The organism is Arthrobacter sp. NPDC057009 (assembly GCF_042673905.1).
Classification (GTDB): Bacteria; Actinomycetota; Actinomycetes; order Actinomycetales; family Micrococcaceae; genus Arthrobacter.
This window is the reverse complement of sequence record NZ_JBHUSB010000014.1, coordinates 114,604-130,657: the sequence shown is the minus strand read 5'-3', so window position 1 is coordinate 130,657 and position 16,054 is coordinate 114,604. Positions and strand designations below refer to the sequence as shown.

The 16,054-nt window shown below is 67.5% G+C and carries 11 protein-coding genes and 1 rRNA gene; 6 read left to right on the top strand and 6 right to left on the bottom strand.

What is annotated here, in order from left to right:
- The 4 genes from rrf to ACFTR6_RS15415 form a co-directional block, all read left to right on the top strand.
- Positions 1-88: ribosomal RNA gene (rrf, locus tag ACFTR6_RS15430) — 5S ribosomal RNA — on the top strand; the annotation flags it as partial.
- Between the two features lie 678 nt (positions 89-766).
- A complete protein-coding gene (locus ACFTR6_RS15425; protein ID WP_076799663.1) occupies positions 767-1,051 on the top strand; it encodes an HU family DNA-binding protein in 285 nt (94 codons plus the stop codon).
- 183 nt (positions 1,052-1,234) lie between these two features.
- Positions 1,235-3,358 carry a cytochrome c oxidase assembly protein gene (locus ACFTR6_RS15420; protein ID WP_377958530.1) on the top strand — a complete coding sequence of 708 codons (2,124 nt, stop codon included), beginning with the start codon at positions 1,235-1,237 and terminating at the stop codon, positions 3,356-3,358.
- Complete coding sequence (locus ACFTR6_RS15415; protein ID WP_377958527.1) at positions 3,358-5,370, top strand: NHL domain-containing thioredoxin family protein; 2,013 nt, start codon at positions 3,358-3,360, stop codon at positions 5,368-5,370. The genes ACFTR6_RS15420 and ACFTR6_RS15415 overlap by 1 nt, the downstream gene beginning before the upstream one ends.
- A gap of 87 nt (positions 5,371-5,457) precedes the next feature.
- Here ACFTR6_RS15415 and ACFTR6_RS15410 read toward each other — a convergent pair whose 3' ends face one another.
- Together ACFTR6_RS15410 and ACFTR6_RS15405 are read right to left on the bottom strand one after the other, a co-directional pair.
- A complete protein-coding gene (locus ACFTR6_RS15410; RefSeq protein ID WP_172411781.1) occupies positions 5,458-6,450 on the bottom strand; it encodes a hypothetical protein in 993 nt (330 codons plus the stop codon).
- Positions 6,451-6,579: 129 nt separating this feature from the next.
- The gene (locus ACFTR6_RS15405) at positions 6,580-8,301 is read right to left on the bottom strand and encodes a helicase HerA-like domain-containing protein (protein WP_377958526.1); all 1,722 of its coding nucleotides are present in this window, start codon (positions 8,299-8,301) and stop codon (positions 6,580-6,582) included.
- 153 nt (positions 8,302-8,454) lie between these two features.
- On the opposite strand from ACFTR6_RS15405, the gene ACFTR6_RS15400 reads away from it, so the two are divergent.
- Both ACFTR6_RS15400 and ACFTR6_RS15395 read left to right on the top strand, forming a co-directional pair.
- On the top strand, positions 8,455-9,444 hold the full coding sequence (locus ACFTR6_RS15400) for an LLM class flavin-dependent oxidoreductase (RefSeq protein ID WP_076803675.1): 990 nt from the start codon (positions 8,455-8,457) through the stop codon (positions 9,442-9,444).
- Positions 9,445-9,594: 150 nt separating this feature from the next.
- Positions 9,595-12,234, top strand: a complete 2,640-nt coding sequence (locus ACFTR6_RS15395; protein WP_377958525.1) for a trehalase-like domain-containing protein — start codon at positions 9,595-9,597, stop codon at positions 12,232-12,234.
- A gap of 52 nt (positions 12,235-12,286) precedes the next feature.
- Here ACFTR6_RS15395 and ACFTR6_RS15390 read toward each other — a convergent pair whose 3' ends face one another.
- From ACFTR6_RS15390 to ACFTR6_RS15375, 4 genes are all read right to left on the bottom strand, one after another.
- Positions 12,287-13,408, bottom strand: coding sequence for an FAD-dependent oxidoreductase (locus ACFTR6_RS15390; RefSeq protein WP_377958524.1), 1,122 nt, complete (start codon positions 13,406-13,408; stop codon positions 12,287-12,289).
- 53 nt (positions 13,409-13,461) lie between these two features.
- Complete coding sequence (locus ACFTR6_RS15385) at positions 13,462-14,388, bottom strand: AEC family transporter (RefSeq protein WP_377958522.1); 927 nt, start codon at positions 14,386-14,388, stop codon at positions 13,462-13,464.
- Positions 14,389-14,505: 117 nt separating this feature from the next.
- Positions 14,506-14,934 (bottom strand): aspartate 1-decarboxylase, encoded by a 429-nt coding sequence (gene panD / locus ACFTR6_RS15380; protein ID WP_172804278.1) that lies wholly within the window; start codon positions 14,932-14,934, stop codon positions 14,506-14,508.
- Between the two features lie 57 nt (positions 14,935-14,991).
- The gene (locus ACFTR6_RS15375; protein ID WP_377958521.1) at positions 14,992-16,002 is read right to left on the bottom strand and encodes a LysR substrate-binding domain-containing protein; all 1,011 of its coding nucleotides are present in this window, start codon (positions 16,000-16,002) and stop codon (positions 14,992-14,994) included.
- Between the last annotated feature and the right edge of the window lie 52 nt (positions 16,003-16,054).

The following is a 16,054-nucleotide window of genomic DNA, read 5'->3' as shown; positions in this document are numbered from 1 at the left end:
CGGTCCCATTCCGAACCCGGAAGCTAAGACCCACAGCGCCGATGGTACTGCACCCGGGAGGGTGTGGGAGAGTAGGTCACCGCCGGACAACCATTAGGTCGAGAGCCCCAACCAGTCACCTGGTCGGGGCTCTCCCGCATTTAAGCGGCCTATCCTCTCCGCAGCACGCGGCCAGCGGAAGGCGAGGGAGGGCCTGTGTCGAGGCGCCGGGACGTGACGGAGGGTCAGTGTCAACCCGGCAAGACCTGAGGAAGGGTCTGGTTCGAGGCGGCAGGAGCTGATGGAGGGTTTGGTCTGAGGCGGCAGGATCTGAGAGAGCGTCGGGTTTGAGGCGGCAGGATGTGATGACGCGTTGGGTTAGAAGCCGCAGAAAGTGATACAGCGTCCCGGGTTAGCCGATCGATTGAAACGCTCCCTCAGATCCTGCAAGTTTTTCACCGACCCTCCTTCAGATCCTGCCGCTATTTTCCAAACGCGCCCGCAGCCTACCGGCGAGACGTGAGGACGCGTCGGGCTCGAGGCGGCAGGATGTGAGGAAGCGCTTCGTTGGCTCCCGCGGGCAGACGAGCCGGCGGAAGGAAAGGAAACTGGCCGAAGACCGGCTGAAGGCTGAAAATCCTCGAAATACCGGTGATTTAGGTCAAAAAGTCGCGGAAACACGCGGAATTTGCCCTCCTCATGGGTGCAAGCTGGTAAGTTTTCGAACAGTGGCTTGCACGCACGCCGCGTGAAGGCTCCAGAATCAAGAGCGTCCAGGAGGACATACATGGCTAAGAACCGTAGTGAACTTGTTGCAGAGGTAGCAGGCAAGGCCGGCACCAGCCAGGCAGCCGTCAACTCCGTGCTCGATGCACTGTTCGAGGTTTTCGAATCTTCTGTCGCCGCCGGCGAGAAGATCACCATCCCGGGCTGGCTCGCAGTTGAGCGCACCGACCGTGCAGCCCGCACTGGCCGCAACCCGCAGACCGGCGAAACCATCCAGATTGCAGCCGGCCACAGCGTCAAGCTGACCGCAGGCTCCAAGCTGAAGGCCGCTGTCTCCAAGAAGTAGTCTTTTCGCAGTTCAGGAGGAGCGGCACCCCACGGGTAGCCGCTCCTCCTGCCTTTAACCCCCAGTGCGCCTAACCCTCGATTCGCAGCCTCGGCGGCGGTAGCGGACAATGGATAGGTGCCTGCAGCAGCAAAACCCCTTACTCCGCAACCCGCGCCCGATTCGGGCACGCGGGGCACTGACATGGCCTTCGGCGTTCCGCGGGCGTGGCAGCTGGCCGGACTCGGTGCCCTCATCCTCGGCCTGGTGGCCGCATTGCTGTTCTCCGGCGCCGCTGCCGCCCGTGAGGTTTCCGACCCCGGCGCCCTGGTCCGGTGGGGGCTGCCGGTCAGCAAAACCATCCACAACGTCTCGCTGGCCGCCGTCATCGGCGGGCTCATTTTCGCCGCGGGCATTCTGCCGCACAAGGTCGGCGGATCCCGGTCGAAGGAGGCCGACGCCCCGGAACACCCGGCCTTCACCCGCGCCCTTGCCATCGCGGCCGCTGCAGGCGTGGCGTGGACGTTGTCCGCCATCGCCGTGCTGGTCCTTACCTACTCGGATGTAGCTGGGCAGGGAGTCTCCGGGGACGCCGAGTACACCCGCGCCCTCGTTTTCTTCATGACAGACATCGAAACCGGGCGCGCCTGGCTGGCCGTCACGATCATCGCCGCCGTAGTGACAACCGCCCTCTTCGGAGTCCGTTCACTGACAGGCCTGGCATTCACACTGCTGCTGGCACTGATCGGACTGGTCCCCACCGCGCTGATTGGCCACTCCGCCAGCTCCAAGGACCATGAAGGCGCCATCAACTCCCTGGGCCTGCACCTGGTAGGGGTCAGCGTCTGGGTGGGCGGCATCATCCTGCTGGCCCTCCTCTCCGGCATCCTCGCCCCGAGCAACGCGGCCACCGCCGCCCGTAGCGGCCAGAGCGGCCAGGCCGGCCACCTGTCCCAGCCGGCAAGCCAGGAAATCACCGAACCGGTCCTCCGCCGGTTCTCCTCCCTTGCTGGCTTCGCCTTTGCGATGGTCTTCGCCTCGGGCGTCATCAACGCCAGCATCCGGGTGACCAGCTGGACAGACCTGTTCGGCTCGGCCTACGGCCAGCTGATCCTCGCCAAGTCCGCTGCCACATTGGTACTGGGCGGGATCGGCTTCATGCACCGGCAGTGGGTCATCCCGCAGCTGACCCGCGCGGGATCGGCCCTGTCTGCCCGCCGCGTACTGTGGCAGCTGATTCTCATCGAACTCCTCATCATGGGCGCCACGTCCGGGATCGCAGTCGCACTGGGCCGCTCGGCGCCGCCGGAGCCCACCAGCTATGCCCCTGACGCCTCGCCGGCATTCATTCTCTCCGGCTACGAGCTGCCACCCGAGCTGACGCCCGAACGCTGGGTCACCGAATGGCGCCTGGACTGGCTCTGGGTCGCCGTGGCCGTCTTCGGCCTGGCGTCCTATCTCCTGGGCGTGGCCAAGGTCCGCGCACGCGGGGACAAGTGGCCCTGGTTCCGCACCGTGCCCTGGATCATCGGCCTTCTGGTGCTGACCTACATCACGTCCGGACCGCCGTCGGTATACGGCCGGGTATTGTTCTCCGCGCACATGGTGGACCACATGGCCCTCACCATGGTGGCCCCGATCTTCCTGGTGCTCGGTGCCCCCGTGACGCTTGCGCTCCGGGCACTTCCGGCACGGAAGGACGGCTCCCGCGGCCTCCGGGAGTGGCTCCTGCTGTTCGTGCATTCGAAGTTCTCGCAGGTGGTCACCCACCCGCTGTTCGCCGCCGCCAACTTCGCCGGCTCGATCGTGCTTTTTTATTACTCGGATCTGTTCAGCTTCGCGATGCGCGAGCATGTGGGCCACGAGCTGATGAACCTGCACTTTGCGCTGACGGGCTACATCTTCGTGCTTAGCATGATCGGCTCGGACCCGCTGCCCCGGCGTGCACCGTACCCGCTGCGGCTCCTGCTGCTGCTGGCCACCATGGGCTTCCACGCCTTCTTCGGTGTGGCCATCATGGGCGGCACCAACCTGCTGGCGGCCGACTACTTCGGCAACCTCGGCCGCAGCTGGGGAGGGTCCGCGCTGCAGGACCAGCAAATGGGCGGCGCCGTGGCCTGGGGCATCGGCGAGGTGCCCACGCTGCTGGTGGCGATCGGCGTCGCCATCATGTGGTCGAAATCAGATGAACGCGAAACCCGGCGCACCGACCGGGCCGCGGACAGGAATAACGACGCCGATCTCACCGCTTACAACGATATGTTTGCCAAATTGGCTGAACGCGACGCCAAGCTGGCTGAACGCAACTCAAAGCTGGAAGGACGCTGATGAGCGAAACCGTACGCACCCACCTCCGGGTCCGCGCCTCCGAACTTGTAGGCCGCAACTGGCTGAACACCGGCGGCAGGTCTCTGGACCTGGAAGCCCTGCGCGGCAAGATCGTGCTCCTGGACTTCTGGACCTTCTGCTGCATCAACTGCCTCCATGTGCTGGACGAACTCCGGCCGCTGGAGGAAAAGTACTCCGACGTCCTGGTCACCGTGGGCGTCCACTCCCCGAAGTTCGAGCACGAGGCCGATCCTGTCGCGCTGGCCGCCGCCGTGGAACGCTACGAAATCCACCACCCGGTCCTGGACGACCCCGAACTGGAAACCTGGAAGGCCTACACGGCCCGCGCCTGGCCCACACTGGTGGTCATTGACCCCGAGGGCTACATCGTGGCGCACCTGTCAGGCGAAGGCCACGCTGACGGCCTCGGCGTGCTCATTCCCGAGCTGATTGCCGAGCACGAGGCCCGCGGTACCCTCCACCGCGGCAGCGGCCCCTACGTAGCCCCGGAGCCGACGTCCGGAACCCTGCGGTTCCCGGGCAAGGCCCTCTACCTGCCGTCCGGCCGTGGTTCGCAGTCCGCCAGTTCCACGCCCGACGACGGTGCTGCCGCCGGCAGCGCTGCAAACGGTGCCACTGACGCCGGCACCTGGCTGGTCACCGACACCGGGCACCACCGCGTCCTGGAGCTCGGCACCGACTTCCACACCGTGCTGAACACCTTCGGTTCCGGGGAGAAGGGCCACGCCGACGGCGCCGCCGGCACCGCCCGGTTCAACGAACCGCAGGGTCTTGTCCTGCTGCCGGAAGACGTGGCAGCCAAGACGGGCTACGACGTCGTAATTGCCGACTCCGTCAACCACCGCCTGCGGGGGCTGTCGCTGGCGGACGGTGCCGTCACCACGCTCGTTGGCAGCGGCGTGCAGCGGCTCCTCGAGACCGGTCCCGCGCGCGTGGACGAGGACGCGGCCGGTTTCACCGGGCGCCTGGGGGACCATCCCCTGGATGTCGCCCTCAGCTCGCCGTGGGACGTTGTCTGGTCCAGCAAGCTGAACGCCGTGGTGATCGCCATGGCCGGCGTGCACCAGATCTTCAGCTACGAACCGCTCACCGGGGACGTCTCGATCATCGCCGGCAACGGGCTGGAAGGCCTGCTGGACGGGCCCGCCCACGAGGCCTGGTTCGCGCAGCCATCAGGTGTGGCCGAGGACGCTGACGGAAATATCTGGGTGGCCGACTCCGAGACCTCTGCCCTGCGCAAGCTGGTGATCGACGACGACGGCACCGTCACCGTCGAATCCGCCGTGGGCAAGGGGCTCTTCGACTTCGGGTTCCGCGACGGCGACGCCTCCGCGGCGCGCCTGCAGCACCCGCTGGGCGTCACGGTGCTGCCTGACGGGTCCGTGGCGATCGCCGATACCTACAACGGTGCGGTGCGCCGCTACGACCCCGCTGCCAAAACCGTCTCCACGCTGGCGCGCGGCCTGGCCGAGCCGTCCGACGTGATCGTCGATCACACCCAGACAGCCGGCGCCGAGCCGCTGCTGGTGGTGGTCGAGGCGAACAAGCACCAGCTCGTGTACGTGCCCATCCCCAAGGAAGCACAGCAGGTGGATGAGGGCGCTTCCCAGACGCACCGGCCCAAGAGCCCCGTGGCGCCCGGCCTGCTGGAGCTCACGGTCCGCTTCACGGCACCCACCGGCCAGAAGCTCGACGACCGCTGGGGCGACCCCACCCAGCTGAAGATCTCCTCCACCCCGCCGGAGCTCATCGTGTCCGGCGGCGGGACCTCTGTTGGCCTGCTCCGCACGCTGGAACTGGCCTCCGACGTTCCGGAGGGCGTGCTGCACATTACCGCCCGGGCAGCCGCCTGCGACGGCCCGGAAACCGAGGACGGCGAGATTCCGGACCACGCCGCCTGCCACCTCTACCAGCAGGACTGGGGCATCCCCGTGGTGCTGCAGGCCGACGGCGACACCGACCTGGTGCTGGACCTCCGCGGCATGGACTAAGGTCCCGCGCTGCGAAGCAAAGGCTGCCGCCCGTGACCACGCGTCACGGGCGGCAGCCTTTTGCCGATCCATGCGGCAAGCGAGGTCCTAGAAGGTGAGGAGCGGCGTGACCTTGATGGTGTCGCCGTTGATGTCCAGACGCGTGGTGAAGCTGAAATCGTGCTCCACGTCCAGGGGCGAGACGGCTCCGGTGAACAGGTCGATCTGCTGGGCGGTGATCTTGGCCTTGCCGTCCAGCGGCGCCACCACCCAGCGGCCGTCAAAAGGCTCGATGGTGACCTTCGGGTACTGGGTGATGCTCCACTTGATGGTCCCGTCCACCACGCGGTTATTCGTGACGTGGTAGAACGGGCAGTCGGGCTGGAGCCGCTGCTGCTGGCCGGCCTCCGCCGCGCACTTGTCGAGGAACTCCTTGACCCGGGCGGACACCGCCTGGTTCAGTTCGTCCGTGGCATGCGTGAGCAGGTTCAGCGGCGCGGCGGGGGCCTCGCGGCTGGAGACAGTCGCCCGTGTGGGGGGAGCGGCGAAGTACTGGCCGTTGAGGGACGCCTCGTACTCGCCCGGGTAGAACACCGCAAAGCTGTTGTGGCCGGCGGGCATGTTCACCGGCACGCCGTTAAGCGTCGCCTCGCCGGAGTTCACCACGCTGACGTCCACCGTCGGAAGGGTGGTTGGAACGAAGGACCACTTGTGAAAGAACAGCCATTCGGTGCCGGTGCTCTCCAGCAGGAACTCGGTGTGCAGCTGGCTGCCGTCGATGGTGTAGTCCATCGGCACCATCACCCGGTTGCCGCCGCGCCCCTGTGCGGCGCCGATCTTGACGTTCGTGATCCGCGAGGCCGACGTCTGCAGGGCCGTTCCGTCCAGCATGGCGGGGTCGGCGTCCGGCACTGACGCGCGGAGCAGGCCAAGCGCCCGCTCGCCTTCGCCGTGCTGGAGTGCCTCCAGGTAATCGCGCACGGGCTGCTGCGGACTGGCCACGGAGGAGTTGACCAGATTGACCGAAACGATGGCGCCAACGATGGCAAGCATGAGGCCCAGCAGCCACCCGGCCGCCGTTTTCACCAACGCTTGACTCATTTGCACGCACCCCACGTTACCTGCAACGTCAGGCAACTCTGGAGTAGCGGTGGTCACCGTGACGTCCGTCCACGGGCCAGGAACGCCCGACGGCGGGGCCTCACCCGCCGCTCCCGGCGCTGCCTGACGCTAGCGGCGGCGCCGGGACGAGGTGCCGAAAACGCCCCGCAGGAGTTCCCGGCCAAGCTGGGTTCCCATGGACCGTGCCATGCTTTTCAGGCCGCTGCCGAGGACGCCGCCCAAGGCTCCGGTGATGTCCTCCATCATGCCGCCAGGCGGGGGAGCCTGGCGCCTGGCCGGTGGCGGCACCGTCCCGCCGGGATGTGTGGACTCCGGCTGCCAGCCGCTGGACGGCCTGCTGCTGGGGCGCCCGAGGATCTCCTCCTCGATGCGGCGGGCTTCGTCGTCGATCGCCACAGGATCAGGATTCCCCGGGACGAACACCTCGGGGGAGGGCGCCGGCGGCTGCCCGGGGGCCGCGGCGCCTGTGGGCGCGCCGGCTTTACCGGTCAGTTTCTCGTACGCCGAGAGATTGTCCACGGCAGTGCCGTACTTTGCGAGCAGCGCCGACCCCGCCACGGTGCTCCGGACCAGTTCGACGGCGCTGGGACCCATCACCGACTCCGGCGCACGCAGGCGGGTCAGGGCCACCGGCGTCGGCGCGCCGTTCTCATTCATGACGGTGATGACAGCCTCGCCGATGCCTGCGGACGTCAGGGTTTCCTCGAGGTCATAGTCGCTGAGCGGGAAGGTGGAGACGGTGGCCTTGAGGGCCTTCGCGTCCTCCGGGGTGAAAGCCCTCAGGGCGTGCTGGATGCGGTTGGCCAGCTGCCCGAGGACGTCCGCCGGGACATCCTTCGGGGTCTGCGTGACGAAGAAAATGCCCACCCCCTTGGAGCGGATCAGGCGGACTGTGGTGGTGATGGCCGCCAGGAAGGCCTTCGAGGCGTCATTGAAGAGCAGGTGCGCCTCGTCGAGGAAGAACACGAGTTTGGGCTTGTCGAGGTCGCCGGCTTCGGGCAGCTCCTCGAACAGATCCGCGAGAAGCCACATGAGGAAGGTGGAGAACACCAGCGGCTTCGTCTGCAGCGTGGGCAGTTCCAGGCAGCTGATGACGCCCCTTCCGTCCGGCGCGGTGCGAAGGAGCTCGGCGGTGTCGAACTCGGGCTCCCCAAAGAAACGCTCCATGCCCTGCGCCTCGAGGGCCACCAGTTCACGCAGGATGACGCCGGCAGTGGCCTTCGACAGGCCGCCCAGTTCCTGCAGCGCTTCCTTGCCTTCGTCGGAAGTGAGGAACTGGATGACCGAGCGCAGGTCCTTCAGGTCCACCAGCTCAAGGTTGTTCTTGTCGGCAAAGTGGAACACGAGCTGGAGGCTGGATTCCTGCGTGTCATTGAGCTCCAGGATGCGGGAGAGCAGGATGGGCCCGAAGGACGTGACGGTAGCCCGGACCGGGATGCCGTCGCCGTCCCCGCCAAGCGCCAGGAACTCCACGGGAAACGTCTTTCCAGACCATGCCTGCCCGATGCTTTCGGTCCGCTTGGCCAGCTTGTCGCTTCCGGGTGCCGCCGTGGCGAGCCCGGAAAGGTCGCCCTTGATATCTGCCAGGAACACGGGCACTCCCGCGGTGGAGAGCTGTTCCGCCATCATGTGCAGGGTGACGGTCTTGCCCGTGCCGGTGGCGCCGGCCACGAGCCCGTGCCGGTTCATCATGGAAAGCGGCAGCCGGACCGGCGCATCCTTGTGCCGTTCGCCGTCGACGATGGCTGCGCCCAGCTCGATGGTGGCACCCTCCAGGGCGTAGCCCTTTTGGATGGTGGCGACTTTCTCTGCAGTGGACTTGCTGGTCATGGCGCCAGCATAGCGGGAGGTGCCCGGACAGGATATGTGGACAGCATCACCGAACCGGGCAGAAATAACCCGGGCTCCGCCGTCGTTGTTCCCAACATGCCGGACCACCGCGAGGCCGGCAGCTGTGCAACCCCTACGAAAGGCCATCCCGCCGTGACTGTTCCCCTCTCCATCCTCGACCTGGCAACCATCGGCAAGGGCCAGACGGCGGCGGAGAGCTTTGCCGGGAGTGTCGCCATGGCGCAGCTGGCTGAGAAGCTCGGGTACCGGCGTGTCTGGTACGCCGAGCACCACAACATGTCCTCCATCGCGTCGTCGGCCACGTCCGTGCTGATCGCCCACGTCGCCGCGCACACGGACAGCATCCGGCTGGGGGCAGGCGGCGTGATGCTGCCCAACCATTCCCCGCTCACCATCGCCGAGCAGTTCGGCACCCTGGAGACCCTGCATCCCGGCCGGATTGACCTGGGCCTCGGCCGTGCACCCGGCAGCGACCAGAACACCATGCGGGCCCTGCGCCGTGACCCGCATTCCGCCGACACCTTCCCCCAGGATGTCCTGGAACTGCAGGGCTACCTGACAGGGCCCACCCGCGTGCAGGGCGTCGAGGCGACGCCGGGCAGGGGAACGAACGTGCCGCTTTACATCCTGGGCTCGTCCCTCTTCGGAGCGCGGCTCGCGGCCCAGCTCGGGCTGCCTTACGCCTTCGCCTCACACTTCGCGCCGAATGCGCTGCAGGACGCCGTCGCCCTGTACCGCCGGGAGTTCAAGCCGTCGGAGCAGCTGGCGGCGCCGCACGTCATCGCAGGGGTCAACGTGGTGGCCGCCGATGCTGCCTCCGACGCCCAGGAAATGCTGCGGGCCACGATGCGGGCACGCGTCTCGCTGTTCTTCGGCGGCGGGCGCCAGTTCACCGATGACGAGGCGGACATGATCCTGGACTCGCCGCAGGGGCAGCACGTGACGCAAATGATGAAGTACTCGGCCGTGGGCACCCCCGACGCCGTGCTGGATTACCTGGACGGCTTCGCCCGGCATGCCGACGCCGACGAGCTCATTGTGGCGCACCAAAGCACCGGAACGGCAGAGCGGCTCCGCTCGGTAGAGCTTCTGGCGGAGGCCGCGGGGCTCGTCCGCGTCTGACCGTCCGACGGGAGAAATTTTCTCCCGCACGAAGGAACGGGCCCGGCAAAGTTACACGCACGCAATAAACGGGATATTCAGGGGAAACGGCCGCGGCAGACACTTTAGGAGTCCAAGACCGATTGGGGATAATCCGAAGGATTGCCGCGCATGCCCACTCCTCTCAACCAGACCGTGGCCGACTCCGCACTGCTGACCAAATCCCTCCCGCTGGGCTTGCTGCGGGCCTTCGTCCAGTCCGAAGCGGCCGACGACGGGCTCACGCCCCAGCTGCTCGGCGAACTGAAAATCCTCGCCCGCACGCCGGGGCTGCTGGTTGCCTGTAATTACGGCGGAACGCTGTGTGCCGCCGAAGGCATCTCGACGGAGACGCTGCCGCTGGGCGGCGCGGCCATTGCCCTCCGGGCGCTGGCCGCGCTGCCCAACACGCACGCGGCCGTCATCTCAGGCCGCTCCCTGCGTGACCTGGCCGCCGTCTCCAGGCTTCCCGCCGAGGTCCATCTCGTGGGTTCGCACGGGGCGGAGTTCGACATGGGGTTCGCCCACGGACTGTCGCTGGCCACCGAGTCCGTGCTGCAGCAGGCCAACCAGGCACTGCTCGAAGCGGTGGGCGCCCACAAGGGCGTGAGCGTCGAACGGAAGCCCGTCGCGGTCTCGGTCCACACCAGGTCCGCTGCCCCCGACATTGTGGCCAAGTGCACCGCCAAGGCGGAGGAAGTTGCCCGGGCTTTCGGGCTGTTCTTCATTGTGGACGGCTCCGTCCTGGACCTTTCTGTGGTGCAGCCGTCCAAAGCCGAGGCCCTGGACCACCTCCGGGCGCGGCTGGGCGTGAGTGCCGCGCTGTACGCGGGTGATGCCATGAGCGACGAACTCGCCATGGAAACGCTTCGCGGCCCGGACATGGGGCTCTGGGTGGGCGACCTGCCGTCGCCGGCCAAGCACCGGCTGAAGGACCCGGAATCATTCGCGCGGGTGCTGGGGATCCTCTTCGAACTGCGCCGCTCGTGGCTTTTCGGTGAGGACGCGGTCGGCCTGGAACGGCACTCCATGATCGGAAATGGCTCCTCCACGGCACTGGTGACGCCCGACGCCAAGATCTGCTGGATGAGCCACCCGCTGCCGGATTCGGGCTCCCTCTTCGCGCATATCCTCGGCGGTGACGGCGCCGGGCACTTTTCCGTGGAGCCGGTTAAGGCGTCGAGGGTGCTGGGGCAGCGGTACGTGGACAGCACCATGATCGTGGAAACCCGGTGGGCGGACGTCACCGTGACCGACTATCTTGAACCAGCCCCGGAAGGCATCACCAGCCTCGTCCGGGTATTGTCCGGCACCGGCGCCGCAAGGATCGTCTTCGCACCCCGGCCGGACTACGCCAACGCGCCCTTCAGCATGGAGGCCCGCGCTGGCGAGCTGCACGTCGTCGGCACCTCCGACCCCATCATCCTGCTGGCACCCGGCGTCGGCTTCACCGTCACCTCGGACGGGCGGCACGCAACGGCCACCGCCGAGGTCAACCTGCAGCACGGACCGGTGGTCCTCAACCTCCGGTGCGGCGACACCGAAATACAGCAGCCGGCGTCCAACCGGGCGGTGACCGACGAAGCGGACCGCCGGGCCGCCGTCGCACATCACTCCCGGCGCTGGGTGCAGGGCCTGACGCTGCCGGGCGTGAAGCCATCGCTGGTGCGGCGCTCGGCACTGGTGCTGCGCGCGCTGGTCCACGAGCCCACGGGCGCGGTGCTGGCCGCTCCCACCACCTCGCTGCCGGAGGGAATCGGCGGCACCCGCAACTGGGATTACCGCTACTGCTGGCTGCGTGACGGCTCCATGACCGTGAACGCCCTGCTGGACCTCGGGTCGACGGCGGAGGCGGAAGGATTCCTCAGGTGGCTGGCCGGCATCCTGGCCAACGCCCCGGGCCCGGAGTGGCTGCATCCGCTGTATTCGGTGACCGGGGCACCGCTGTCCACGGAAGCCATCATCGAGAGCCTGCCCGGATATGCGGGATCGCGTCCGGTCCGGATCGGCAACGCCGCGGACCATCAGGTCCAGCTGGACGTCTTCGGCCCGATTGCCGAGCTGATTCACGGGCTGAGCGAGGCGCAGGAGTCGCTGGCGGAGGGACACTGGGAACTGCTGGTCCAGATGGCCAGTGCCGTGCTGGCCCGGTGGCACGAGCCCGACCACGGCATCTGGGAAGCGCGCCGCGCTCCACGGCACCACGTCTACACCAAGGTGATGTGCTGGGTCACGCTGGACAGGGCGCTCCGTACCGCCGAACGCCACGGCCGCAGCCCCCATCCTGCATGGGCGGAGATCGCCGCCACCATCCGCGACGAGGTTCTCCGCGAGGGGTGGGATGACAGTTCAGCGTCCTACACCGTGGCCTACGACAGCCCCGACCTTGACGCCGCGGTCCTGCACATCGGGCTGTCCGGCCTGCTCGACGTCAGTGACCAGCGGTTCCTGGACACCGTCACGGCCGTGGAGCGGGAACTCCGGGTGGGCCCCACGGTGTTCCGGTACAAGTACGACGACGGCCTGCCGGGCTTGGAGGGCGGGTTTCACATCTGCACCACGTGGCTGATTGAGGCTTACGTGGCGGTGGGCCGGATCGCCGAGGCCTGGGACCTCTTTGACCAGCTGGTCAACCTGTTCGGGCCCACCGGGCTGCTTCCGGAGGAGTTCGATCCGGGCACCGAGACTCACCTGGGAAACCACCCCCAGGCGTACTCGCACCTTGGGTTCATCCGCTGTGCCCGGCTCCTGGACCGGCACCAGCGGGGCTGACTCGGGGCGTGGGCCGGTTGCCTTCGCTGCGGGCCTGACGGGTTCCTGGCCGCTACGCCCGGGAGGCTGCGAAGATCTCCGGCGCCCGGCCTTCCCCGGTGGCAAGGTCCGCAAGGATCCGGCCCACCACCGGCGTGAACTTGAAGCCGTGCCCTGCGAAGCCGGCCCCGATGACCACAGGCCCGACCCGGTCCAGCACAAAGTTGTGGTCCGGGGCGGTTGTGTAGGTGCAGCTGATGTCGGTCATGGCGTCGGCGTCCACGCCGGGCAGCCAGTCCCTCGCGTACTGCTGGAGGGCTGCCCGCTGGCGCGGTTCGGGCAGGTAGGACCTCCGGTCCGGATCCACCACGGGCCCCACGCCATGCCAGCCCGCTTTGACGCCTTCGCCGGGGGTCAGCATGCCGTACACGGGGGAGTAGAAGCCGGCGTAGTCGCCGCCCTCGCCGGGGAAGTGGTTGAAGCCCGGCCAGGTGGCGCCGTCGTCGCTGATGCCGAAGTGGGCCGGCTGCTCCTGGGTGACGGTCAGCCGCGGCGTCATGACGGAGCCGGCGAGCAGCTTGGAGGTCCAACCGCCCGCGGTGACCACCGCCTGCCGGGCGGTGAGCACCTCCGTCCGGCCGTCGTCGTCCACGGTGAGCCGGGCGCCGTCGTCGAGTATTTCCAGCCCCACCACCTTCACGCCGTGCCGGATTTCTGCGCCGTTCCGTGCCGCGCTCCGCTGGAACGCCGGAAGGGCGGCCTCGGGGTTGAGCTGGCCGCCGTCGGGCATGTGGAGCACCTGCTGGTCGAAGCGGATGCCGCGCCAGCGCTCTCCGGCTTCGGCGAGCGGAACGAAGTCCGCCCGCAGGCCGGCGCTGTTCAGGGCTGCGTGGATCTCGCCGAGGCGCGGGTCGGGGCCGTGGTTGACGACGCCGGTGCGCGCCAGCAGCTGTTCGCCGCTCTCGTTTTCGAGCTCGGCCCAGAGCTTCAGAGTTTCGGCCAGCATGGCGACGTACTCGGGCTCGGCGTAGGCAAGGCTCAGGTTCCGGGTGGCGCCGTGCGAAGCGCCCTTCAGGTGGCCGGGCGCGAATTGCTCGAGCAGGGTCACGTCACGCCCGCGGGCGGCCAGCGCCCAGGCGGCAGCCGAACCCATGGCTCCGCCACCGATGATCACGGTGTCCAGGGTGGTGTTCAAGGTTTCCTCCAGTTCGGGCGGCAGCCGCGGGGCGGTCGGGGATAAAGCAGCTGTTATGCCAGCAGCAGGGCCACACCGATCATCGCAGGCACGGCGACGATCGTGGTGATGAGAACGGTGTCCTTGGCGACCGTGAGCCCGGCTTTGTAGCGGCTGGCGGCGACAAACACGTTCTGCGCCGTTGGCAGGGCGGACGTGACCACGACGGCGAACAGGTCGGCGCCATCCAGTCCGAGGGCGAAGCGCGCAAAGACGTACGCAATTGCCGGGTGCACAAAGAGCTTGAAGCCACTGGCCAGCAGGGTATCGGTTCTCCGGCCTGCATCCGCCTGCAGGGGCTTTGACCCGTTCAGGCTCATGCCGAAGGCCATCAGCATGGCCGGAATGGCGGCGCCGCCGATCAGATGGATGGGCTCCAGAAGCAGCGGCGGAACCTGGAAGCCTGTGCCGGCGACCAGCAGGCCAAGGGCCGAGCCGACGATCATGGGGTTTTTCACGATCAGCATCAGGAACCGCAGCGGCGTGGTGCGGTGCGAGCTGGTGGTGGCATCGAGGGCCATGAGGAACAGCGGCGTGAAAAACGCCAGCTGGAAGATCAGCAGGGGAGCGACATGGCTGGCGTCACCGAGGACGTACACCGCAATGGGGATGCCGAGGTTGGCGGAGTTGGCCAGCGAGGCGCTCATGGAGGACATCAGCGATTCCGGAACGGAGCGTTTGAGGAGGAACCGGACGATGACAAAAAACAGGGCGGCTGTGCTGATTGCGCCGACGGCCGCCACGAGCAGCGGGGCGGCGAACACGTCGCGCAGGCTCGCCTTGCTCAGCGTTTCGAAAAGCAGGGCGGGACTGGCCACGAAGAAGGTCAGCCCGCTCAGGACCTGCCGGGCATTCTCGCCGAGGATCCTGCGTCTGCCGACGAACATGCCCACCAGAATGATGGACCAGACCACGAAGAAGCCTGCGAGGACGCCTAGCACGCCGGTGCCACCGGGGGCAGGCTGGGGCAGGGGACGGCATCCACCATCCCAGCCTAATCATATTTATTCAGCCGCGGCTCACCTTGTGGCAGGGATCTCGCCGTGGCGGGGCTGTCCCTAGCTGAGCGCGGCGTTGTTGAGCGCGAACGGCGGCCGCAGCAGCCCCGGCGTGAGGCCTTCGGCGGGGTCGTTGCCCAACTGGATGACGCGGTTGTCCTTGTCCACGTGGACAACCCTGGGCTCGTACGCTTTGGCTTCCTCGGTGGTCATCTGGGCGTAGGTGATCAGAATGACAGTGTCGTTCTCGTGCACCAGGTGCGCCGCGGGACCGTTGATTCCGATGACGCCGGAACCGCGCTCGCCGGCGATGGTGTAGGTCTCGAGGCGGGCACCGTTGGTGACGTCCACAATCGCTACCAGCTCACCGGGCAGGATGTCGGCGGCGTCGAGCAGGTCCAGGTCAACGGTGACGGAACCCACGTAATGCAGGTCCGCATGCGTGACGGTGGCCCGGTGGATTTTGGACTTAAACATTGTGCGGTTCATAACGTCAACAGTCTAACGCCGGGGTCAACGCTTGGCTGTGAGCCAGGGAACACCCCGTCATACCGCTTCGCCGCCGGTTGCCGCTCCTTCAGGTGCTGCAGGTGCTGCAGGTGATGCAGCTGCTGCGGGGGCGCCGGAGGCGTCCGCTCCGGTATCGATTTCCTGGGCCGCGGCAATGGAGGCGGCAGTGGAGGCCAGGATTTCACGGGCCGCGAGGATGGCCGGCCGCTGCGCCCCCGAGCGCCGAACCGACGTGAAGACGGTCCGCCTTGGCTTGCCGGGAAGGTCCAGCAGCTGGGCTGTGGTGCCCCGGCCGGTCCACACCAGATCCGGCATCAGGGCGACGGCGTTCCCCGACTCGATCAGGCGGATCTGGGCCTGCAGGTCCGCCGTTTCAAAGCGGACGTCGGGCTCGAAGCCTGCACTCCGGCAGGCCTGCTCGGCCCAGTGGCGCGATGCCGCACCGCGCGGTTCCATCACCCAGGGCATCTCTGCCGTGTCCGCCAGCGCGCCGACTTTGGGCCTGCCCTCGGCGGCCGGCGGAACGGCGAGGCGGATGGCGTCACTGGTAAGGCGTACCCGGTCCAGCTCCGGGTAGCGCGGCGCGGCGTGGCCGGGATACTGCTCGGCGATGACCAGGTCGAAGTCGCGGGCCCAGGTTTCATGCAGCGCCGTCTCGGGCTCGCGCTGGGTCATCTCGATCCGGACGTCGGGGTAGGTCGCGGCGAGCCGGGTCAGCGCGTCCGGCATGAGGGCCAGTGCGGCGGACTGGAAGACGGCGATCCGCACCGTCCCTGAAACGGTGGTCAGCGACGCCGCCAGATCCGCCTCGGCCTGCTCCAGGGTTTCCAGCAGATGGGCAGTGTGCGCCACCAGCACCTCGGCCTGCGGGGTCAATTGCACGCGGCGGCCGGTTTTCCTGAGCAGTTCCACCCCTACTTCCTTCTCAAGCAGGGCCAACTGTTGGGACACTGAGGAGGGACTGTACTGCAGGGCTGCTGCCACCTCGGCCAGCGTGCCCCGGATCTTCAGCTCGCGGAGCAGCCTCAACCGGCGAACATCAAGCATGGGCTGTTCCTTGGGTTGCATAACTGAATAGTTGGACTAACGAATACTGGTT